This window comes from Mammaliicoccus lentus, from assembly GCF_002902755.1.
Lineage (GTDB): Bacteria > Bacillota > Bacilli > Staphylococcales > Staphylococcaceae > Mammaliicoccus > Mammaliicoccus lentus.
The window spans coordinates 60,156-83,297 of sequence record NZ_PPRS01000066.1 but is presented as its reverse complement, the minus strand read 5'-3'; the positions used below and the strand labels follow the sequence as shown (position 1 = coordinate 83,297).

27 protein-coding genes and 1 riboswitch are annotated in these 23,142 nt (G+C 30.0%); of the genes, 12 read left to right on the top strand and 15 right to left on the bottom strand.

Going from position 1 to position 23,142, the window contains the following annotated elements:
• Positions 1-10: 10 nt before the first annotated feature.
• The 3 genes from CD135_RS12305 to CD135_RS12295 form a co-directional block, all read right to left on the bottom strand.
• Positions 11-643, bottom strand: a complete 633-nt coding sequence (locus CD135_RS12305; protein WP_017000837.1) for a riboflavin synthase — start codon at positions 641-643, stop codon at positions 11-13.
• A 7-nt stretch (positions 644-650) separates the two neighbouring features.
• Positions 651-1,694: a bifunctional diaminohydroxyphosphoribosylaminopyrimidine deaminase/5-amino-6-(5-phosphoribosylamino)uracil reductase RibD gene (ribD, locus tag CD135_RS12300; RefSeq protein WP_017000838.1), complete on the bottom strand. Its 1,044-nt coding sequence runs from the start codon at positions 1,692-1,694 to the stop codon at positions 651-653.
• A 149-nt stretch (positions 1,695-1,843) separates the two neighbouring features.
• Positions 1,844-1,976, bottom strand: a riboswitch (FMN riboswitch).
• A gap of 89 nt (positions 1,977-2,065) precedes the next feature.
• Entirely contained in the window at positions 2,066-3,598 is a 1,533-nt protein-coding gene (locus CD135_RS12295) for an FAD/NAD(P)-binding protein (protein WP_103269559.1), read from the bottom strand.
• A gap of 385 nt (positions 3,599-3,983) precedes the next feature.
• Between CD135_RS12295 and CD135_RS12290 the strand changes: the two genes are divergently transcribed.
• From CD135_RS12290 to CD135_RS12270, 5 genes are all read left to right on the top strand, one after another.
• The gene (locus CD135_RS12290; RefSeq protein WP_103269558.1) at positions 3,984-5,132 is read left to right on the top strand and encodes a betaine/proline/choline family ABC transporter ATP-binding protein; all 1,149 of its coding nucleotides are present in this window, start codon (positions 3,984-3,986) and stop codon (positions 5,130-5,132) included.
• 13 nt (positions 5,133-5,145) lie between these two features.
• Positions 5,146-5,781, top strand: coding sequence for an ABC transporter permease (locus CD135_RS12285; protein WP_103269557.1), 636 nt, complete (start codon positions 5,146-5,148; stop codon positions 5,779-5,781).
• A 15-nt stretch (positions 5,782-5,796) separates the two neighbouring features.
• Positions 5,797-6,747, top strand: coding sequence for an osmoprotectant ABC transporter substrate-binding protein (locus tag CD135_RS12280; RefSeq protein ID WP_017000842.1), 951 nt, complete (start codon positions 5,797-5,799; stop codon positions 6,745-6,747).
• Position 6,748: 1 nt separating this feature from the next.
• Positions 6,749-7,438, top strand: a complete 690-nt coding sequence (locus CD135_RS12275) for an ABC transporter permease (protein ID WP_017000843.1) — start codon at positions 6,749-6,751, stop codon at positions 7,436-7,438.
• Between the two features lie 165 nt (positions 7,439-7,603).
• Positions 7,604-8,434, top strand: coding sequence for a DUF6612 family protein (locus tag CD135_RS12270; RefSeq protein WP_064205365.1), 831 nt, complete (start codon positions 7,604-7,606; stop codon positions 8,432-8,434).
• Between the two features lie 269 nt (positions 8,435-8,703).
• Here CD135_RS12270 and CD135_RS12265 read toward each other — a convergent pair.
• The 3 genes from CD135_RS12265 to CD135_RS12255 all read right to left on the bottom strand — a co-directional run bounded on the left by CD135_RS12265 (position 8,704) and on the right by CD135_RS12255 (position 11,305).
• A protein-coding gene (locus tag CD135_RS12265) for an IS3 family transposase (protein ID WP_103269556.1) occupies positions 8,704-9,845 on the bottom strand; the annotation gives its coding sequence in 2 pieces (ribosomal slippage) (positions 8,704-9,575 and positions 9,575-9,845; 1,143 coding nt in all).
• A gap of 121 nt (positions 9,846-9,966) precedes the next feature.
• Positions 9,967-10,899 carry a peptidoglycan release complex glucosaminidase SagB gene (gene sagB / locus CD135_RS12260; RefSeq protein ID WP_017000845.1) on the bottom strand — a complete coding sequence of 311 codons (933 nt, stop codon included), beginning with the start codon at positions 10,897-10,899 and terminating at the stop codon, positions 9,967-9,969.
• Positions 10,900-11,083: 184 nt separating this feature from the next.
• Complete coding sequence (locus CD135_RS12255) at positions 11,084-11,305, bottom strand: hypothetical protein (RefSeq protein ID WP_017000846.1); 222 nt, start codon at positions 11,303-11,305, stop codon at positions 11,084-11,086.
• Between the two features lie 289 nt (positions 11,306-11,594).
• Between CD135_RS12255 and CD135_RS12250 the strand changes: the two genes are divergently transcribed.
• A complete protein-coding gene (locus tag CD135_RS12250; RefSeq protein WP_103269555.1) occupies positions 11,595-12,071 on the top strand; it encodes a sigma-70 family RNA polymerase sigma factor in 477 nt (158 codons plus the stop codon).
• 92 nt (positions 12,072-12,163) lie between these two features.
• Positions 12,164-12,592, top strand: coding sequence for a competence protein ComK (locus CD135_RS12245; RefSeq protein WP_103269554.1), 429 nt, complete (start codon positions 12,164-12,166; stop codon positions 12,590-12,592).
• 70 nt (positions 12,593-12,662) lie between these two features.
• Here the strand turns inward: CD135_RS12245 and CD135_RS12240 are convergent, their stop codons facing one another.
• The 4 genes from CD135_RS12240 to CD135_RS12225 form a co-directional block, all read right to left on the bottom strand.
• On the bottom strand, positions 12,663-13,487 hold the full coding sequence (locus tag CD135_RS12240; protein WP_103269553.1) for a DUF5996 family protein: 825 nt from the start codon (positions 13,485-13,487) through the stop codon (positions 12,663-12,665).
• Between the two features lie 21 nt (positions 13,488-13,508).
• Entirely contained in the window at positions 13,509-13,958 is a 450-nt protein-coding gene (locus CD135_RS12235; RefSeq protein WP_103269552.1) for a hypothetical protein, read from the bottom strand.
• A 100-nt stretch (positions 13,959-14,058) separates the two neighbouring features.
• Positions 14,059-14,700: an HAD family hydrolase gene (locus tag CD135_RS12230; RefSeq protein WP_064205318.1), complete on the bottom strand. Its 642-nt coding sequence runs from the start codon at positions 14,698-14,700 to the stop codon at positions 14,059-14,061.
• A gap of 56 nt (positions 14,701-14,756) precedes the next feature.
• Positions 14,757-15,146, bottom strand: a complete 390-nt coding sequence (locus CD135_RS12225) for a hypothetical protein (RefSeq protein ID WP_064205317.1) — start codon at positions 15,144-15,146, stop codon at positions 14,757-14,759.
• 210 nt (positions 15,147-15,356) lie between these two features.
• On the opposite strand from CD135_RS12225, the gene CD135_RS12220 reads away from it, so the two are divergent.
• The gene (locus tag CD135_RS12220) at positions 15,357-16,703 is read left to right on the top strand and encodes a PepSY-associated TM helix domain-containing protein (RefSeq protein WP_103269551.1); all 1,347 of its coding nucleotides are present in this window, start codon (positions 15,357-15,359) and stop codon (positions 16,701-16,703) included.
• 118 nt (positions 16,704-16,821) lie between these two features.
• Here CD135_RS12220 and CD135_RS13080 read toward each other — a convergent pair whose 3' ends face one another.
• The 4 genes from CD135_RS13080 to CD135_RS12205 all read right to left on the bottom strand — a co-directional run bounded on the left by CD135_RS13080 (position 16,822) and on the right by CD135_RS12205 (position 19,854).
• Entirely contained in the window at positions 16,822-16,983 is a 162-nt protein-coding gene (locus CD135_RS13080; RefSeq protein WP_017001124.1) for a hypothetical protein, read from the bottom strand.
• Positions 16,984-17,089: 106 nt separating this feature from the next.
• Positions 17,090-17,644, bottom strand: coding sequence for a sugar O-acetyltransferase (locus CD135_RS12215; protein WP_064205315.1), 555 nt, complete (start codon positions 17,642-17,644; stop codon positions 17,090-17,092).
• Between the two features lie 440 nt (positions 17,645-18,084).
• Positions 18,085-18,942 (bottom strand): cation diffusion facilitator family transporter, encoded by an 858-nt coding sequence (locus CD135_RS12210; protein ID WP_017001143.1) that lies wholly within the window; start codon positions 18,940-18,942, stop codon positions 18,085-18,087.
• 201 nt (positions 18,943-19,143) lie between these two features.
• Entirely contained in the window at positions 19,144-19,854 is a 711-nt protein-coding gene (locus tag CD135_RS12205) for a transaldolase (protein WP_017001142.1), read from the bottom strand.
• Positions 19,855-20,056: 202 nt separating this feature from the next.
• Here CD135_RS12205 and CD135_RS12200 point away from each other — a divergent pair, with 202 nt between their 5' ends.
• From CD135_RS12200 to crcB (CD135_RS12185), 4 genes are all read left to right on the top strand, one after another.
• Positions 20,057-20,905: an MBL fold metallo-hydrolase gene (locus CD135_RS12200; protein ID WP_103269550.1), complete on the top strand. Its 849-nt coding sequence runs from the start codon at positions 20,057-20,059 to the stop codon at positions 20,903-20,905.
• 46 nt (positions 20,906-20,951) lie between these two features.
• The gene (locus CD135_RS12195) at positions 20,952-21,254 is read left to right on the top strand and encodes a hypothetical protein (RefSeq protein WP_103269549.1); all 303 of its coding nucleotides are present in this window, start codon (positions 20,952-20,954) and stop codon (positions 21,252-21,254) included.
• A gap of 181 nt (positions 21,255-21,435) precedes the next feature.
• Positions 21,436-21,801: a fluoride efflux transporter CrcB gene (gene crcB, locus CD135_RS12190; protein WP_017001139.1), complete on the top strand. Its 366-nt coding sequence runs from the start codon at positions 21,436-21,438 to the stop codon at positions 21,799-21,801.
• Positions 21,798-22,145, top strand: coding sequence for a fluoride efflux transporter CrcB (gene crcB, locus CD135_RS12185; RefSeq protein ID WP_017001138.1), 348 nt, complete (start codon positions 21,798-21,800; stop codon positions 22,143-22,145). Before crcB (CD135_RS12190) ends, crcB (CD135_RS12185) begins: the two co-directional genes overlap by 4 nt.
• Before the next feature lie 138 nt (positions 22,146-22,283).
• Here crcB (CD135_RS12185) and CD135_RS12180 read toward each other — a convergent pair whose 3' ends face one another.
• On the bottom strand, positions 22,284-23,126 hold the full coding sequence (locus tag CD135_RS12180) for an aldo/keto reductase (RefSeq protein ID WP_017001137.1): 843 nt from the start codon (positions 23,124-23,126) through the stop codon (positions 22,284-22,286).
• Between the last annotated feature and the right edge of the window lie 16 nt (positions 23,127-23,142).

Below are 23,142 nucleotides of genomic sequence, written 5' to 3'. Positions count from 1 at the left end.
AGTTAGCCTCCTAAAATCCAAAATTCAGTAATTTTTCTTGTGATAATTGACTGTTATTTTGATTCGTTATTTTTTGAACATATTTAAACAATAAATCCGTTTCTATGTGTACAGAATCACCTTGTTTTTTATTTACAAAAATCGTACGTAATCTTGTTTCAGGTATGAGATGAATTTCAAATGAATTTTGATTTAACTTGAATATCGTTAAACTTACTCCATCTACAGTTATCGAACCTTTATCAATCATTTGATTTAATAATGATTCATCTACATTAATTTCGATTAACCATTCATCATTTCTTTTAGTGATGCGCTTTATAATACCTTTGCCATCAACATGTCCACTAACGAAATGTCCTCCGAATCTTCCATTCGCTAACATTGCACGTTCCAGATTCACTTGATCATTTACCGTAAGATTTTCTAAATATGTCACAGAAATTGTGCCTGTAATTACTTCAACTTTAAATAATGAATCATTTCGTTCTGTAACAGTTAAACAAACACCATTGACACTTACTGAATCTCCTAGTGACAAATCATCACATATTTCTGGAGCTTGTATTGATAATGACTTTACACCACTTTTTGTGCTCACATTTTTAATCGTACCTACTGTTTCAATTATTCCTGTAAACATACACTCACTACTTTCTTAAAATTAATTTAAGATCTTCGTCAATGATTTCTGTTGATATAAATTTAAACTGTTTAATTTTGGATAAAGGATAAACATCATTTGTTTGATAAAATTGATATTTGCCTTGACCACCAATTACTTTCGGGGCTTGATAAATAATTAATTGGTCAGCTAAATCTTGTTCTATAAATTGACTAACAAGTGTTGGTCCTGCTTCTACTAAAACACTCGCGTAACCTAATTTATATAGAAGTTGAAGCATGTTTTCTAAATTTGATAAATCACTTTTATATAACTCAATATTTTGTGTGTCTTTAATTTCAAAATTTGGGTGGTTTGTTACTACTATTGCAGGATTATCTCGATCTTTGAAAATTTGTAAATCTTCATCGAAAGAAGACTGTTGGGATAAAACAATGCGTTTTGGCTCTTTGAAGTTTGGTTTTCGTGATGTTAGTAGCGGGTTATCTTCTCTCACTGTGCCGCCACCCGTAATAATTGCATCATTTTCACTTCTTAAATGAAGTACATCTTCTTTCACTGCTTTACATGTAATCCATTTACTTTCCTTAAAATCAGTAGCAACTTTCCCATCTAGACTAGTTGATATTTTTAATGTTACAAAAGGTGTCTTCTTCTTTTGTTGAATAAAAAATTCTTTATATAATTCCTCCGCTCTACTTGAAGGCGAATGTATTACTTCTACTCCTGCCTCTTCAAGCATATCGTGTCCACTTTTACTCAGTGATCCATCTTTCACAGCATATTCTACTCTAGAAATACCACTTTCTATTATTGCTTTAGAACACGGCGGTGTTAAACCATAGTGTGAACACGGTTCAAGAGAAACATATATTGTTGCACCTTCTGCTTCTTTACCAGCCATATTAAGTGCTTGAATTTCGGCGTGTGCTTCACCTTTTTTTAAATGAGCACCAAAACCGATAATTCTATTATCTTTTACGATAACAGCACCAACAGAGGGATTCGTACTAGTTTGTCCTTTTAATTGTTCAGCTAATTGAATAGCAAATTCTAAATATTGATTCATTTATATACCTCCTAAAAATGAAAAAAAGACACCGAAAATTAACATTTCGGTGTCTTGGGAGTAAAAAATGTATCAAGAAATAAGCCTTTAATAGATTAAAGACAAAAACATTTTTGTATAACGAAATAAGCGTATTGTATACGCTTCGTCTATTCTTTCTCCCATCCAGACTATACTGTCGGCTTCAGATTTTCACTGAATCAGCCACAAATGCTAAGCAAATGCAGGTCGCGGGCTTGATTTACCGCCGGTTGGGAATTTCACCCTGCCCCGAAAGAATATTATTAAATTATAATCATCAGTAATCACTGATGACCATATTCTATACTAAAATAGTATGGTTTACAAATATATTACTAAATTTAATATATTTATTTATTTTTCTTCTTTTTCGACTTTTTCTTTTTATTATTATTTTTTAAGTTTCTTTCTTCTAGTTCAATATATAAATCATTAACGGCTCTAACTGTTTCATCCACTAATAATGAAACGCCATTAACATCAAAATTTACACCACTTGTAATTTGTCCTATTGCTTTTAAATTTGGCATTGTTCCATATTTAGGGCTAATTATTTCATTAGAATATGGCACTACTAAAATACCACCAAAAGGATGAGGCGCAATGATTTGTTTATTTTCTAAACCTTTTATAAAATGCTCATCCTCATTTAATTCAGATAAATGCATTTTAGGACCTGTTGCATTAATAACATAGTGATAACTATCTTCATTTTCACTATTTTTATATTTTAGTCTAAATTTCCCATAATATTTACGAACGTTTTCTAATCCTTCTTTTACAACTACATCTCCACTTTCTATCCATTCAATTAATTGTTTAGCTGAAGATTGTGGCATGGGGTTAGCGTTTCTTTTAAAATGCTGACCGTATTTAGATAAAAATGTTTCTTTATCTTTTATAGTCATTGCGTTCCATAGTGGAATCATATTATGTTTTACTTCTTCAACAAAGGATTGGAAGTGCCCAACTTCGTCTTCATGCTTTAAATCATATTTTATATTGATTACATTATCTTTTTTAAATCGATGTAACATTTTCTTTAAATCAATATTTTGATATGCACACTCTTTTTTAAACAATTCTTCTATTTCAAATAATGGTGCTATTCCTTTATGAATTTTTTTGATTTTTTCTACTTCTTCAACACAAATATACTTTAATTTAATATGATGATTAATACCACGAACTGTAGGAAACTGAGCATGTCTAGAAGTCACTACAATCGGAAATTGTTTATGGTTTTCCATAACATATCGAATAACATCAACTGAACTTAATCCAGTACCAATAATAGCAATATCGTCATTTTCTTTAACGCCTCTCAAAGATTGTACAGTTGGATAAGGTGATTCTATATATCCTTTCACACCTTTTAATTTATAAGGATCTTTGTAAGGTAAAGTTCCAATCGTCATAAAAACATAATCATATTTTTGACATACCGCTTCATTATCTTCTATATAACAAATATCTATTTTATATTGTCCTCGCTCATCTTTAATTTCTTCAACATAGCAACTATCAACTTTGTATTTGTGAACGAAGATATTATCATATTTGTTTAAAATATTATGTAAAATAGATTTCATATAATGACCAAAAATTAATCTTGGTAAATACTTTGCTTTTCCATAATCAAAAATGTCATTGTTTTTATACCATTTTTTAAAATCTTTTTCGTCATCTGGATCTAATGACATTTGATTAGCCGGAAGATTAATAAGTAAACGATCGCTATCATTTTGAAATGGCTTCCCCATCCCCATGTCTTCTGAACTATCAAAAATATCCACGGTGATGTTTTTAAAATTTTTATGTTTAGTCAATTGGTTTAAAGTGCTTACGCCAGCAGTTCCCATACCTATAATTGCTACTTTCAAATTTTTCTCCTCCAAAATAACACAGTTTATAATACTTTAATTTTACCATTAGTATTTAAAATAAATGTATGATTTCTCTATTCTTTATATTATATTATTACCTCATTTCAAATTTCTAACCGTAATATGCCTTAAACACTATTGTCCATGCACTATATGCAAGATTTTAGCATACGATTTCTTGTCACTTTTTTATTCTTTACATATATGACAATATTCTAACTTTAATATTTTTTCGCGATTTTACGCTTTTTATAAATTTTCTTATTTTTTATAATATTCGCTTTTCAAAAACCTTAGCACATGTAAATTTTATAAATATGCAAATAATATGCTATAATGATAAACGTTGTTATTTTACATATTAAAATAAAGGAGAAGTGTTATGTTATCAATACAAGACTTAACTAAAGTTTATCGTGGCGGTAAAAAAGCTGTAGATAGTATCAGTATGGAAATTGAATCTGGTGAATTTATAGCATTTATTGGTACGAGTGGTAGCGGTAAAACTACTGCTTTAAGAATGATTAATCGCATGATTGAACCCACTGGTGGAACAATCACTTTAAACGGGAAAGATTTAAGCAAGATGAATGCAGTAAGTTTAAGAAGAAGTGTAGGATATGTCATTCAACAAATTGGTTTAATGCCACATATGACAATTCGCGAAAATATTGTTCTAGTTCCTAAATTATTAAAATGGAATAAAGAAGAAAAAGAAAAGAAAGCAAAAGAGCTTATTAATTTAGTTGATTTACCTGAAAGCTATTTAGATTTATATCCCTCTCAATTATCTGGAGGACAACAACAACGTATAGGTGTCGTTAGAGCGCTAGCAGCAGATCAAGACATTATCCTTATGGATGAGCCGTTTGGTGCCTTGGACCCTATTACGAGAGATACACTCCAAGATCTTGTCAAAACGCTACAACATAAACTAGGAAAAACAATTATCTTCGTAACACACGATATGGATGAAGCTATTAAGTTAGCAGATAGAATTTGTATCATGTCTGAAGGAGAAATTGTTCAATTTGATACACCTAATAACATTCTTAAACACCCAGCTAATGATTTCGTTAGTGAATTTATCGGTCAAAATAGATTGATACAAGATAGACCTAACTTAAAAGTTGTAGATGACGCTATGATTAGTGCTATTACAATTACTTCTGAAAAAACAATAGACGAAGCTGTAACATTAATGCGTGATAGACGTGTCGATGTTCTATTTGTTACGAATCTCAAAGGTAAATTAGTAGGTTGTATTGACATTGTAGACTTAAATGAAGGCTATCGAAAAGGTAGCGATATTATCGATATGATGGACCGAAATGTTTACACTGTTAAAACAGGTACGATGCTTCAAGATTCAGTGCGTACAATACTTAAGAGAAACGTTAGATTAATTCCTGTTGTCGATAACCAAAACTTAATCAAAGGTGTTATAACAAGAGCTAGCCTTGTTGATATAGTTTATGATTCAATTTGGGGATTAAATGAAGAAGAAGCAAAAACAAGTGATATTAAATAAGGAGTGAACAATTGTGATAGAATTTCTTCAAGTTAATGGACAAGAACTATTTCAAAAAACAATAGAACACTTCTATATCTCTTTCGTTGCGCTTTTACTAGCAATGGTGGTTTCAATACCTTTAGGTATCGTGTTAACACGAACGAAAAAACTTGCCAAAGTAGTATTGTCAATAGCTAGTGTTCTACAAACCGTACCATCTTTAGCGGTATTAGCAATTATGATACCTTTCTTAGGGGTCGGTAAATTACCTGCAATTATTGCATTATTTATTTATATTTTATTACCTATTCTAAACAATACGTACATAGGCATTAATAATGTTGATAAAAACGTTAAAGGTGCCGGCATTAGTATGGGAATGACTAAATTCCAAGACATGTATATGGTTGAACTCCCTCTAGCCATTTCTGTAATCATGAGTGGTATACGCTTATCTAGTGTATATGCTATCAGTTGGGCAACTTTAGCAAGTTTCATAGGAGCAGGTGGTTTAGGTGACTTTATCTTTAACGGGTTAAACCTATATCAACCAGACCTAATAATCGGTGGTGCAATTGCGGTTACAGCAATCGCGCTAATTATGGATTTTGTACTTTCTAAATTCGAAGAATGGGTTACACCTAAAGGATTAAAAGTTTCAAGATAAGGAGGAAACATAAACATGAAAAAATATTTTAAATTGTTTATTCCGATAGTTACGCTAACAGTAATTTTATCCGGATGTTCCCTACCTTTTCTTGGAGGAACTGGTGATAAAAACTCTGTAAAAATCGGAATGCAAAACACAAGTGAATCACAAATAATAGGTCATATAGATAGACTAATGATTGAACATGAAGCAAAAAAAGATAATGTTAACGAAAATAATATTCAAATGATTAATAATTTAGGTTCTTCAACTGTTACATTCAACGCAATGAATACAGGTGACGCTAATATATCCAGTGCACGTTACACAGGTACAGATTTAACTGGCGCTTTAAACATGGATCCTATTACAGATCCTGATAAAGCTTTGAAAGTTGTAAGAAAAGCTTTCGATGAAGATTATAATCAAAAATGGTACGGTTCATATGGATTCGAAAATACTTATGCCATGATGGTTACAAAAGAAACAGCTGAGAAATATAACCTTAAAAAGGTATCAGATATGAAAAATGTTGCAGATAAATTAGAGGCAGGCGTAGACTCTTCTTGGATGAAACGACCTGGTGATGGTTATCCTGCTTTCAAAGAAAAATATGGTTTTGACTTCAAACGTACAAGACCTATGCAAATCGGTTTAGTATATGATGCATTAAATACTGGAAAAATGGATGTAGTCCTTGGATATACAACTGATGGTAGAATCGCAAGTTATGACTTAGTTGTATTAGAAGACGACTTACGTTTCTTCCCTCCATATGATGCAAGTCCTCTAGTTACTGAAGAATTAATTAAAGAAAAACCTTATGTAGATAGAGCGATGAAAAAACTTGAAGGAAAAATTTCAACTGAACAAATGCAAAAATTAAACTACGAAGCTGATAATAACTTAAAAGAACCAGCTGTAGTTGCTGAAGAATTCCTTAAGAAACATAATTATTTTGACGACGAAAAGGACGGTGAGTAAATTGACTAATGGAAATGTATTAACACAATTAATTGAATACTATAAGTATAATGGTGGTTATATTTTTCAACTATTCTTAGACCATTTACTCATTTCTGTTTATGGCGTATTATTTGCGGTTATAGTAGGTGTACCTTTAGGTATTATTATTGCAAGATATTCTAAATTATCAGGTTTCATCATAACTTTAGCAAATATCATACAAACCGTACCTGCTTTAGCACTATTAGCTATTTTAATGCTAGTTATGGGATTGGGTTCAAATACAGTTGTTATGACTGTCTTCCTATATGCCCTACTCCCTATCATCAAAAATACTTATACTGGTATTAAAAACGTAGATAGCGGAATCAAAGACGCAGGTAAAGGTATGGGAATGACTTCTAAACAAGTATTAACGATGGTCGAACTACCATTATCACTTTCCGTAATGATTGGTGGTATAAGAATTGCGTTTGTAATCGCAATAGGTGTTACAGCTATAGGATCATTCATCGGCTCTTCATCCCTTGGTGATATAATCATTAGAGGTACAAATGCTACAGACGGTACATCACTTATCCTAGCTGGTGCAATTCCAACAGCTTTACTAGCAGTACTAAGTGATATTGTGTTAGGGTATATAGAAAGAAAATTAGATCCTACTAAACGTAAGCAAAAGGAACCTCAACCACAAACACTTTCGGAGTGATAAAATGAAATTTATATTAAAAATACTCGTTGCATTTCTTGCAATATTAATACTTTCACCCAAGAAAAAACTTAAATAAATGTAATAAAATGGACATAAATATAATAATTTTTGCAATTAAATTATATTTAATGTTACCATGTTTAAAACAAGGGAGGAAGCCAAATGAAATTCAGAGTATTAGGCAGTTTATTTTTATCTTCATCTCTATTATTAGCAGCTTGTGGAAATAGCGGTGATGATGATTCAGGAAAGAAAACTGAAAAAAAAGAAGAAACTAAAAGTGCTAGTCAAGTAATATCTGATTTACAAGACAATGCTAAAGACGTTAAAAGTTATCATACAGATAATGCGATTGCAATGAAACCTAAAGACGGTGAATCACAAAAAGTCAAAGTCGGCATGGATGTTGACGAAAAAGAAACAGCAAAACTAGTAACAAATCAAGCCGGTCAAGAAATGACGATTTACGTACAAGGTAAAAAAATGGTAGCTAAAGCGAACGATCAATGGATAGATTTATCATCTCAAGTAGATAACATGGATATAGACAGTTCATTAGATCAATTAAACTATGAAAAATACGTTAAATCATTAGATGGATTCAAGGATGCTAAAGCTAAAAAAGTCGATGATGGATATGAATTAAAATATAACATCAAAAATAAAGAAGACTTCAAAAAATTAGCTAGCTCATCAGGTAATAAAGACCAACTTGAACAATTTGAAGATCAAATTGATGACGTTTCTGGTGATGCAGTTCTTAAAGTAAATAAAGATAATGAAATTGAATCATATATTTTAGATTCTAAACTTAAAAAAGACAAAGATACAGCAAACATCAAGACAAAAGTTACTTATGATAAAATCAATGATATAGATGAAATTAAAATTCCAGACGAAGCAAAAGATGCTAAGAAAATAGAAGACTTACAAAAAGAGCAATCTTCTGATCAGAAATCTTCTGAAAGTTCAAATTCAGAAGAAGCATCATAATATAACGATAGAAAGTCCGAGGCATATATAATATGTCTCGGACTTTTTTAATTATATTAGCAGTATATAATTGGACTAACAATACGCTTATATCAAGTGTTTCGATATTAGGCATCTGTTGCTATCTAGACATACTCTTATCGGATTAAGCATGATATTTTAGCTCACATGGACACTATCTTCTACTAAAATTGATTTATCATATAAAAAACAGCCAATCCTTTTGGCACTGCACCCTTACTAAGGGAGCTCAATAAAAACACTATTTTCTAGGCTGCTAATTTCCTATATTCTATAGGGGATAAGTAGCCTAGTTTTTGTTGAATTCTAATTTTATTATAGTTTTCAATGTAATTTTCGACAATATCTATTACAATGGTATTAGAGCATCTAAGCTCACTGTTTAAGTAGAATGTTTCACACTTTATAGAGGCATGAAAACATTCTATTGGGGCATTATCAGCTGGCGTTCCCTTACAGGACATGCTTCTGGTAATGCCTTTTTCTGTACATAGGGCATAGTATTCATAAGAAGTATACACACTTCCTTGATCACTATGTAATATAGTACCTGGTTCCAATTGAAGTTGTTTTAATGTCTCATTTACTAATTCTTGATTTTGTTTATTACCGATTTTATATGCCACAATTTCACCATTGTAAGCATCCATGATAGATGAAAGATACAACATTGTATTCCCGAAGGGTAAATAAGTGATATCTGTTAAAAGTACTTCTAAAGGTTTCTCTGCTTTGAAGTTTCTATTTAATAGATTATGTGTCTTATAATATGCATTCCCTGGTCTTTTCGATTTCTTCATTCGTACTTTACAATTTAAATTATGTTTTTGCATAATCCTTTGTACTTTTTTGTGATTAATTGGTTTATTATTTTTTCTATTTAATAAGGCAGTTATTTTTCTATAGCCATACGTAAAACGATGTTTCTTACATAATTCTATAATTTCACGTTCATCCTCAGATATACTGAAATCTTTGTTTTTCCATCTGTAATAATTTGATTTTGGAATATCTAAAGTTTCTAAAATGAGTTTTACTGTATATTTAGATTTTAATTCATTTACTAATTCAACAACTACTTCTGGGACCACTTCCTTTCCAATTCCTTGTACTTTTTTAAAATTTCATTTTCTACTTCTTTGCGCTTTAATTGAAATTTGAGCGATTCAACAGTACTTAACTCTTCTATACCTTTTCCATAGGAATATTGTTTACCCACTTGTTGATTAAACCTATGTGTTTCACCATCTCTATACCATTTCCACCACTTATTAACTTGAGATTCATTTTTAATATTTAAAGTATCCATTATTTCTCTTGTGCTAAATCCTTTGAGTTTCATTTCTACTACTTTATATTTTGTTTCAACTGAATATGCCACTCTTTTCATAGAAAAAACACCTCCGTATAAATTCATTTTAATATGAATTCAACGAAAGTGTTTTTATTTTACTCCCACATCATGGGGTTAGTGCATTTTCCTGGATTGGCTGTTTTTATAGAGTTAGACTTTATTTTCTAACCTCTTCTTGTTCTAATTTTTTATCTAATTCTTTTATAGAAAGTGATTTATCAGTATCTTTATATTTATAAACAATATAGTACTTACCTTCTGTTTTTAAATCTGAATAGAATTCTGCAATAATACGTGCGTTACTTTGTGCCCATTTAATATCCGTTGCATATTGATGTACACCTGGCTTCTCAGGATTCCATCTCATACTATATAAAGTATTTTGCTCTGGATTTGATAAATAGTGATCATGAATAAACTTAGCACCGCCTGATATTGCTTTATGTGGGGTATCCCAACCTTTTTTCTTAGCATATCTAGCTCCAGTACCTATTGGATCTTCATCTAATGCGCCTACACCATAGAAATTGTAGTATTTCTTACCATCAGATTCTTCTTTAGAATTTGTCACTTTTCCTTTATCCGTTAATAATACACCATTAGCTAGTTTACTCTTATTATTACCTGTTTCTAAAATAGCATGACTAATTAAGTACACCTCATTAACATGTTCTTGTTTAGCAGCATCTAAAAATTGATTTGAGTATTTCTCAAGTGCTCCTCTTTCTCTTAGCATGTGGTGGAATCGTTTTTCATCAATACCTTGATACTCTGATAAATTTAAAAACTGATAAACTTGTTTTTTATCATTTAGTATCTTTTCAACATCCATTACATCATGTATTTCACTTCTTGACGCATTCTTCCAATTGCCTGACTCTGTTGCTACCTGCATTTTCGTATCATTTTTATATTGTTTTTCAACGGCTTTACTTAAAGTTAGTGGTACCTCTACATTTTCTTCTTGTTTATCTACTTCGTAAAACTTTAAATGATTTGAAATTAAATAATAGAACAGGCCAACAATTATTGCTAAAACTAATAATAATACGACTATATTTTTAATTGTTTCTAGCCTGGCATTCTTCATCGTTTCACCTCTAAATTTGTAAACTTATAACCGATATCATTTTGATTAACTATTTTTAAAAAGTTTACCTCTTATATTTTAAAGGATTACAACGGAATATTCAAAATTTAAATTATTAAGTTTTAATTACTATTATATTTCAATTCAAATAAAAAAAGCAGACATACTATAAAAGCATGTTTGCTTATTTATAAGGTGTATAGTCCATGAAAATAAATGACATTGCAGCTGATCTATTTTTATAGTTGTAATGACTTAGATTAATCGTTCCTTCTTCTTCGCCATTTCTATAATTCATAAATCGGTTTACATTGTTAATCATTACAAAATCAGCATTATCTCTAATATTATTTAGTTCATTGTTTCTCGCAAAAAAATGTTCTAAATTTAAGTGTTCATAATCCATAAGATGAACCTCCTAGTCTTTGCCCCAATAAAACATATGTCCATATATATCCAAATATACACGTTATTATGGCAATTGTAAATCATTTAAACGTATAATTTTTAATGTGCTTTTTTATGTTTTATTTCGGCTATATTTTTATATTTTTTACGTAAATTTACGTTTTATTTTGTTTAATCTATATTAGACCTTTATATATGTTGTTTTCAAATTAAACGCTTGTTCCTAAAATATATATAATTATTACATCCGGAAATACTAGTGTGCATGCCCACAAAAAGAGGCAACCATGTTAGACAAGCAATTCAATTTGAATTATAAAAAATATGAAAAGATGATACATCATCTTTTGCATCAACACCAAATTAAATATCATTATGATGATTACTTTCAACTTATGGTTATAAAACTATGGGATTTATTAAAATCCTATGATGAATCGAAATCTACAAATCAGGAAAAATACATTTATTTAAAGTTAAAGTATTATTTAATCGATTGTCTAAGAAGAAATATTAAAGAAATAAACCGTTTTTTGCCTACGTCTGATTATACACTACTTGATCAATCGTACAGTGATTTTTATCAATATGAATTATATAGTTTATTGGATATTTTAAATGAAGAGGAGTTGACTTGGCTCAATTTAACATTACAAGGTTTTTCTACAAACGAAATAAGCATATATATGAATAAGAGTCCTTCATCAATTAAAAGATATAGAAAATCAACTAGAGAAAAATTGAAATCGGAATTCTTATTTTAGATTTTAACAATGAGCTATACACTGTCAGCATTTATATATAAAATATTAAGTGTTAGGAGGTGTAGTTACTGAAGACATTAATTTGTGCAGACATGACCTTTTTTAAACGTTCAGAAAATCCTATATATAAATACCAAATAGAATATATACAGCATCCAATCCAATACACTAACCTTTCTGTTAAAACCCTTATAGACGATGCTTTAAAAATTGAGGGTGCTAATATGCGCACTCGCGAACAATATGCTAAATATATTTTGAAAGTTCATAAACTTATTCCTCTCATGATTTACGCTACACAAGACTTTGTTCTATTCCCTACTACATCAAAATCTCACTTTGATTATATGTTAATCAATGCTAAGCAAATACAACATATTGAACCATTGTCATATCATACAGAAATAAAATTCAAGAATAATAATACTATCAATATAGATCAAGATTATCATCTGATTAGTAAAAAGTTTGGTGAATCCTTAAGACTCATACACTACCAAAAATATCATTTAAGGATTTAAAAAAGAGTGGGCACATGAAATCTTATAATAAAATTAGACTCATTACCCACTCTCTTTAAAATGCATTTTATTATTTTGTTAATTTACTACTCACACCAGAAAGTAAAGCTTGATAAGCACTATTAAAGAAAGTTAGTAATACTTCATCTCTTCTCATAATACTTTCTAAGTCTTCTTCATAAATTAAAAAGCTACCATCTTTACCGTTGTATTCAGCATAAGAGGGTTCAACTTGTTTTAAATTTATTTTATCTTTTTTAAATGGATTAATCTTCAGAACATAGTATGGTGACTCTCTATACTTATCTCCAAAATAATAACATAATGAAACTGTATATTCATCATTACCTTCAACATAAAAAATAGAAGTAACATCAAATTTATCCCAGAATAAACCTGTTTTTACATCTTTAATATTTCTTGAATGTAGAAATTGATAATGATCGTATTGTGCTTGTTGCATCAAGCGAAGTGCATGATAAGCTATTTTAGGATTAAAAGTACGTTCTTTATCATCCTTATCTAATGTTGTTTCATAAGGTATACTATAAGGTTTCGTATTAATTTTAATTGTTATATCATGTTCTTCTAATATTTCGAAAATAAATTCATAATATTCCTGAATTGTTTGTCCTGTTTTTATTAGTAATGAGTGCTCTTCTTTGTCTACTTTCACAACCAATGTTTGATCCAATAAATCTAAAGTTATTTCAAATTCATGACCATTACTTTGTAATACACCTGTTGATAAACCCACTTGATTAACTGTCAGCATGACATGTTTATATAGTGGCTCTGGTTCTTTTGTTTCTATACAACACTTACCCATTATTTGTGCTATATATCTTATAGTTGCTCGTGTTTCACGCCACTCGTCAAAATATAATAAACTCATTCATGACACCCCCTACATATGCTACGATAAATCTTTGAGCCATTTGGCTATTAGTATTCTTTTTGTGAAGTAAGCATTTACCCACTTTATGCCTTTATAACCAATGAAAAGTAATACGACACCTAGAATGATGTAGAGTAGCTGAAATAATAGCGCCTCACTTAATGGTTTTGTAAAGTATAAAGTGAATGTACCTAATATTAACAATGCTGCCGTAATGAGAATACCTACCATGAGGACATTACCAAATAGTAGTCCACCTAACGTCATAGCTTTATCTATTGAACTCGGTGGTTTAGCTTTATCTATAATTTCTTTCTCAAGAAAATTAGAAACAAAATGACTAGGTTTACCATGTTGCTCTAATAGATTTTCATTGCTATTTAGCATCTCTGTAGCAACTTCTTTTTCTTTATTGTTTATAAACCACAATTTTTTATAAACAACTGCTTTATATTGTTCGTTATTCATGCAACACCTCTAAATGTCATTAGTAAATTTATTATAACATTAATCAATATACGTTGGGATTAAATTAATCTTAGATTTAAACTATTAAATAAAACCTATTTTATGCTCGTTCAAGATAACGTTCTATAATTTCTTCAGCCTTTACATTCTTATCTAAAATATTTATATGACTAAAGTCCAAGTCTTCTGTAATATCATGTGTTATAACAATAACGTCCATTCCAGCATCAACAGCTGCTTGAGCTCCATTAGGTGTATCCTCAATTGCTAAGCACTTATCAGGTTCTACGTTTAATTCATGAGCTGCCTGAATATATAATTCCGGATTAGGTTTTACAAATGCTACATCTTCTCTTCCTTTTATAACATTTATATTTTTATTCAATTCTAAACGTTCAACGTTATGTATTATATCTTTTTTGTAACTACTAGTAGCAATACCCATCTTCAAATTAGTTTCCACACTATAATCGTATAATTTTTTAACTTCTGGTTTTAGTGGTAAATTGTATGTGCCTTTATAATGATCTTCAAACATTTCTTTTAATGCAATTTCTGAACCTAGTGCATTAAATATTTTTTCATCTAATTCTTTTGATACTGATCCGATTGAGGCTTTATATTCATCTAAAGATATAGGTGGATTTTTATAATTTTCAATATGCTTATTTAGTGTATTAAATAAATGAATCTCTGTATCTATAATTGTACCGTCAAAATCGAAAATAATTGCTTCGTACATATTTAACACTCCATTCTAAAAAAATAAAAGTCACGAAATCGTGACTTATTTGTATTTTATAAACCTTCTGATTTTAGAGTTAACTCTAAACGATCGATAATATTCTCCAATTGTATAATACTTAACCCTTTTTCTTTAGCAATTACTTCTTGATTAGATGCTAAATATTGGACAATAAGTTGTAAAGGGACAATTGCTCCACACTTTTTATTATCCTCATTAATAATAAATAACCCGTCTGATTTACTTAAATTTAAATCTTGTTGTTCTTCCGAACTAAGATCGCCTTGAAAGTAAACTTCACCATGCTCAAAATTTTGATGTTTTCTTTCTTCTAAACTTATAACGGCTTCGTGAATACTTTCTTGATTTAAGCCTTTATAAAATTTATTTATTATATTTTTTCGACTTTTTTTGTCATTGATTAAAGTTACATTTGTAAGCACAGTAATTCACCTCATCTCATTTATTCAATTTTAACATTTTATTCTGAATTTTTAGAGTGTTTTAATATTACATTTTGGATACATTTATTACATGGCTTTTTCTAAATTCACTAAAGTTTCATAATTTTCCACTTTTTCATATTGTATTTATTTTCTTGAAGTTATACCTTTAACTAGGCGAGAATAAATAAAGAAATCGGGGATGTTATTGTGAAACAAGTTTATAACCCATTAAGACGTTTACATTTTTATGCAGCATTTTTTATTACGCCTTTACTTCTAACTTTATCTTTAACAGGCATTGGTTATTTATTTTTTACCAATGTAGAGAATCATATATATGAGGATGAATTTTTCTCAAATAGCGAAACAAAAGGTCATCAATCATTAGATGGTGCAGTTAAAGAAATACAAGAAGTTTATAAAGGATACGAAATCAAAAAAATAAGTATTATGGAGGAACCTTACAATAACCGTGTCACAATCGGTAATGACAAAGGAGACTCTAGATACATATTTTTAGATGAACATAATCAAAGAGTGGCTAATCAAAATGCTAAATTCACTTATTCAAATGTACTTAGAGAATTGCACAGCTCTTTATTTGTTGGTGGTACAATCGTAAATTATTTAGTTGAATTAGCAGCATGTTGGACAATCTTTATGATATTATCTGGTGTTTATTTAACTTTCAAATCAAAAGCATTAAAGAATACTAAAAAGAAAAACGCATTCTTATTTAATAGACGACTACATGCAATAGTTGGATTAATCATAGCTATACCTATTTTTATAGTCGTCTTAACAGGCTTACCTTGGTCGGCGTTTATGGGGAAACAAATTAATCAGTTTGCAGAAGATCATCCAAAGTTAGGATATACAGCATTAAAATCTAACCCTCCAAAATCTGAGGATAATGAATTACCTTGGGCAACTAGAACTAAAGAAAAACCGAAATCGGAAAAGGATGCACATGCAGAGCATCATGGTAATTCAACAAGTATGATTGGTACAAATGGTCAACAAAGCTTAGAGAACATTATAACTCAAAGTAAACAAGATGGTATTAAAGAACCCTTCTCAGTAGTATATCCAGGAGATAAAGATGGTGTCTTCACTGTTTCTAAAAGCAGTAACAGTGGTGTAACTGGTCTAGACGTTCCACCTAAAGAAGAAACTACTGCTTATTATGATCAATATTCTAGCAAACAATTAGGTAAAGTTGACTATCAAGATTATGGAATTGTAGGGAAATGGTTTAGCTATGGTATTCCCCTTCACGAAGGTCATCTATTCGGTACAGCAAATAAAGTAATGAATTTACTAGTTTGCATCACATTCATAGGTGGCATAGTATTAGGTTTTATCACTTGGATGAAACGACGAAAAACTGGTACCTTTGGTGCTCCTCCAATTGTTAAAGGAAAGTGGTCACTTGGATTAATAATACCACTAGTGTTGTTAGGCATAATAATGCCGTTGTTTGGAGCTTCATTAGTGATTGTAGCAATAGTTGAATTTATATTATGGAAAAAAACTCAAAAAACCGTTACCTAAATATAACTAATAAAAAATAAGCATATCACTTTCAAACTGAGATAATCAGTTAAGTGATATGCTTATTTATTTTGAATTAGGATCTAGGTCCCGAACTCAATCTTTATAGTAAATATTCTTAATGGCTTTCATCATAATCATTACAAACCGCTTCTAATAAATATCTTAATTCATCATCATCCATATCATCTGGTACTCTCACTTTGATTAAATGGTTTTGATTTGTTATGACATGAAAGTAATGATGATCATTTTCATAGCCTTTTCCTAATATTTGCATGCATAACATCCCCTTTTGTTTTTATCGAACGCTATGACCATAATATACCATATTAATATGATTATTATTATGAATTAGTTTTAATTTATAGTAAATAACACAAGAATCAATCTATACTTTTGATTATCTTAGCTGGATTTCCTCCGACTACTTTATTAGAAGGAACGTCTTTAATCACTACTGCTCCAGAGGCAATTACTACATTATCACCGATAGTGACCCCAGGATTAACAACAACGCTACCGCCAATCCAAACATTATCACCAATTACTATCGGTTTAGCAAATTCTAATCCGGAATTTCTTTCACCTGGATCAATTGGGTGTGTCGCTGTGTATAATCCAACATTAGGACCAAACATACAATTATCACCGATATGTATTGTAGAAACATCTAACATTGTACAGTTGTAGTTAGAATAAAAGTTTTCTCCTATAAAAATATTATATCCATAATCAACATTAAATAGTGGATTAATTTCAAAGTTTTCTTTATAACCACCTAATAATATTTGTAGTACTTTTTTTCTTTTGTCTTTTTCTTTAATCGGTAATTGGTTAAACTCATATGTTAATTCGCGTGCTTTTTTTCTATCTTCTATTAATTCATTGTCACTCGGTAAATATAAGTCCCCTCTTATCATTTTCTCTTTTTCAGTCATATTATCGTTCCTTTCTATTAATGAAACATCATTTTACATTATACATTTAATATAAACAAATAGAGAGTAAGACTAGAATTGAAAAATATTTTCAATCCAATCAACAATTGCCAATGTAATGAAAGAGCTGGGAACATAATTCCTTAGTTCGTTTTTGGATGGGACTGATCAAAAAGCAAGAGTTGATATAGTTATTGGATTTTCTATCTCATTAATCCAAATACACACTCCTTTATTGGATTTTCTATGACAATAATCCAACTAACCATACCTTTATGAAGTGCACCACAAAAGTTGAACCAAAAATAAAGCACTTTTGTAAATCTTCACGAGAAAAGTCTAAAATGAAACATGATTTAATTGTTGCTATAATAGCAACAATTTTAAACATTGGCAAAACGAGTCTGAGACATATTTATGTCCCAGACTCGATAAGTTTTTTATAAATTAGGTTCAGGGTGAACATAAGACGAATATACCCCTGATTTTTGTAATTCTTTTTCAACTAAGTCACATATATCGTGAGCTTCGTCTAAAGAAAGTTTTTTATCTACAACAATTGTAACATCTAAAAACACACTATTTCCGTGGTATCGGCCTTTAATCGATGGAACATCTATTACACCAGGTATTTTAGATATATCCTCACTATAATTGTTTAAATCTTTTTCGTGAAATCCGTCACTAAGTGTAAATATAGATTCTTTAAATATTGAAAAACCAGTAAACACAATAATCACACCTAAAATAACTGCTAAGACAATATCCACTATAGGAAATCCAATTTGTGTGAATATTAGACCTATACCAGTACCAATACTGACTAATGCATCGGATAAGTTATCTTTAGATGCAGATTTTAAAGATGTACTCTTTGTTTTCTTTGATAACGAATCATTAAATTTATATACGAGAAGCATGACAATACCACTGATGAAACTGACCCATATTGTTAAAGTGCTAGGTTGACCGTACTCTCCAGTGAAAAGTATAGGTATATTAGATGATATAACTTGAATACCTACGAACATGATTATAAATGAAACGATTAAAGTTGTGATATTCTCAGTCTTCATATGTCCATACGGATGATTCTTATCTGCTGGCTTTATAGATATTTTTAATCCTACTAATACAGCCACTGAAACGAAAATATCCGTTAAGTTGTTTAAACTATCTGCTCTTAAAGCAGAAGAATGATAACTGGTACCTACTATATATTTTATAATTGAAAGAATGATATACATAACAATACTAATATATGCACCCTTTTGAGCTAGTCTTAAGTTGTTTGCCATATTGTCCACTCCATTTTTGTCATTGAAATATGATTATATAACAAAACAACAGACAAGTTAATGAATTAGCTATCGTAAAATAATATTAATTTAGTGGGTTAATTCTAGTTTAGGTCTACCTATAATTTAATATTTATTTCAGTAAAAAGGAGCTTGGTATATTATGTACCAAACTCCTTTTTTATAACTTCACAATATTAATTATAAAATGCTTAAACCACTTGCTTTAATATCTTTAGCGAAACCTTTAACTGTATCTACTGATAATTCATTTACATCTCTTCCAATGTTAGGAACCTTAGCCACTACATCTTTTGGACATGTAATAATATCAACACCAATTTCATCTGCTTGAACGACATTAAATAATTCTCTACAGCTTGCCCATAACAATTTCACGCCTTCTTTGCTATGACAAACTTTTTCTGCTTCTTTCATTAAAGGAAGTGGATCTACACCAGTATCAGCAATACGTCCTGCAAATACAGATACGTATGTTTCAACCCCCGGTTTAATCACTTCAACAATTTCTTTTACTTGTTCTATTGTATATACTGCCGTAACGTTTACTTTCACGTCATTCTCTGACAGTTTTTTAATAAGTGAAATCATCGATTCACCTTTAGTATTAACGACAGGAATTTTTACGAATACATTTTCACCGTATTGTTTTAAAATTTCCGCTTCTTTTTCCATAGTTTCTATATCATCCGCAAATACTTCAAATGAAATTGAAGCGTCTGGGATTGCTTTAACTGCTTCTTCAGCAAATGTTTTATAGTCAGTAACGCCTGCTTTTTTCATTAAACTAGGATTTGTAGTAAAACCATCTACTTCATTATTTTGGTATGCTTGCTTCATTTCTTCGATGTCTGCACCATCAGCAAATACTTGTACTTTTAGATTACTCATGCTATTCATTCCTTTCAATTTATGTAACATTATCGTACCACAATTTGCAATCGCTTACTAAATTATTTGATTTATATAACATTTGTTAAGCTTCCTTAAATGTAATTTCAATAGTTTTATGTCATAATATACATAAGTATAAGTTTAATTATAAATATGATTTATATATTTAAAATATGGATTAACTAGGCGGTGAGTTACGATGATTGACAAGCATGAAATAATTAAACACTTCAAGCTATATTCAACGGGCTCCTTTCTAGGAGACGAAGCCATCATAAATAATAGAAAGAAAAGTTTAGTCGAACGCTATTATATCTTTTCTTATTATTTAGAAATTAACGATTTTAAAATTTTAATCAATACTGGTTTTTCAGAACGCGTTAAGCCTAGCACCGATTTAAAAACTTTAAAACTTTTTCATAGACAAGATTATAAAGTTTTTGAAACGTTGCCAAGCCAACTTATGAAAGAGCATATTCATCCTGATCAAATTGATTACTGTATTATTACAAATTTCGCTAGTCACCACATTGGATATTTAAATGCTTTTAAAAACGCTACGATTATCACTTCTCATGAAGCTTATCATGATTTCATAACACAACAAGTTTCAAACAATAGCCTACAATTGAGTTTCCATGTTATGCCTGATGACTTTAAAGATCGTATAGAGTTTATAGAAAATTTTTCGAAAGTTGATGATTCTGTTCTTGGTAAAGGATTTAAAATTTTTAATAATGATTCACTAATCAGTTATTATTTACCTGGAGCAATGCCTGGTCAATTTGGCTTAATGATGAAATTTCAAGATTTAAATATATTCATGTGTAGTGACGCTGCATGGTGTCGTTCAAATTTAGACAAAAATGAACTTCCTACAAAACGATTACTTAAACAATCATACAATGGCGAGCGTTTTATAGAAACCCATATGAAATTAATTGATTTTAAGCATAGCAGTAACAAAAAGTTATTTATTCTTCCAAGCCACTGTAAAAAGATGGATGATTTTGAAGAAGTATTAAAGTTATTAGATGCATTGAATTAACATTTATGATAACATAAGCGATTATATGGAAATTTTGGAGGCCATCATGGATAAAGCTAAACGCTATTTTTATATATCAGTTGTACTCATGATTATTAGTTTATTTTTAAGTGCACAGAATCCTCTCATAGAATCATGGTTTGGATCTCTAGTATCACTTGTATTAATCAGCAGTATTTTAAACGGTATTCTATTACTTATTGCTGTTATTACAACTGATAAGTCAATTAAATATCAAACTGAAAAGCATAAAATTATTGCGAAAATCAGTAAATTTTTACCAATTTTATTATTTGTAGTTATTATTTACCACATTGTCGTTATAGTGAAATTCTTTGGTATAATTTAAGGTTAGGATATTATCAATGTCTCAACCTCTGTCATGATATTGACAGTAACTGACTGGAATGAAAAATGCGGTTATATCAAGCTTTTTTTACTCCTAGTCACCCTTACCGGGGCGGTACTACGAAATCTTTTTTGAAAAATAAGATTTCTGTCCCGCTCCTTTTTATTTTGGAGGTTTTTTTATGATTTATGTCGTAATATTTATAGGTGGTGCAATTGGAGGTGGATTACGCTATCTTTCAAGTTTTATTATTTCAAGTAATACCTTCCCCTTCTCGACTTTATCAGTAAATCTAATGGGTGCTCTTCTTATGGGTATTTGCTCTACTTATTTTATAAAATATTTTAAAAAACACCCTTATATACAGAAAATGATAACAACTGGTTTCTTAGGTGCGCTCACTACGTATTCTAGTCTAAGTTTAGAAACAATACACTTGTTAAAAAGCGGACAATTTATATTAGCTTTTACTTATGTAACTATAAGTATTATCTTAGGATTTATATTTGTTGCTCTCGGATATAAGAAAGGGACAGAGGAAAAATGATATTAATTTTAATAATGATAGGCTCTGGTGTAGGAGCAGTACTTAGACATATGACAAATCAAATTATCAGTAAATTTTTCACGCAAAGTTTCCCCTTTGCTACATTAATCGTTAATGTTGTTGGAAGCTTTATTATTGGTCTTTGTGCACAATATATAGCAGAAAGTTCACATATTTATTCGATATTAGCTATCGGTTTTTGTGGAGGTTACACAACTTTTTCAACACATATACTTGAAGTATATGAACGTTACTTATTAAAATCATATAAACAAATGATATTATATATAGCATTAACGGTTATATTATCATTAACTGCTTGTTATTTAGGCTATATCATTTAACAAATTTCAAAGTTTTTTAAAGTAATAACACCTATACTTAGGCATTCATACACTTAAAAATTCGAAAAAATTCTCCCAATCCTAAATTTTAAAATCTAACGGATTAGGAGAATTTTATTTATATTTTACTTATTCACCTTATTTACCAGTAAATTTCTCTGGGTCAGGTCCAATTCTTTCGTCTTTATTTAAATTATTTAATCGTGACAATTGATCTTCATTTAATTCAAAATCAAAAACATTTAAATTCTCTTCAATTCTTGATGGTGTTACTGATTTAGGTATCACAACTATATCTTCGTCAATATTCCATCTAATGATAACTTGAGCCGGTGTTTTACCTATTTCTTCTGCTATCTCTTTAACTGTTTCATCTTCTAAAATTTGTCCATTCATTAATGGAGACCATGATTGAGCTACAATTTTTTGTGCTTTTAAGTATGTTCTTAAGTCTTTTTGAGTTAGATATGGATGGCATTCAATTTGATTAATCACTGGTTTAATAGATGCTTCTTGTAACAAACTTTCTAAATGTGAAACATTAAAATTACTCACACCTATATTTTTAATTTTTCCATCGTTATATAAAGCTTCCATTGCTTTCCACGTTTCAGCAATTAATTCTTTATCGTCTCCAGGCCAATGAATCAGATATAAATCTACATAGTCTAGCCCAAGTCTTTGTAATGAAGCTTCATATGCATTTTGGACATTTTCCATACCGTAATCCGTCATCCATAATTTAGTAGTTATAAATAAATCTTCTCTATTTAAGCCTGCTGATTCTAAACCTTCTTTAATACCTTGGCCTACTTTTTCTTCATTTTTGTAAGTTTGTGCTGTATCTATATGACGGTAACCACTTTCTATAGCATGTTTAACCGCTTCTCTACATTCATCATTGTTTTCAACTCTAAACGTTCCTAATCCTAGTGCTGGTATTGTATTACCATTGTAAAATTCAACTTGTTTCTGTGTCATGTTATTTCCTCCTGGT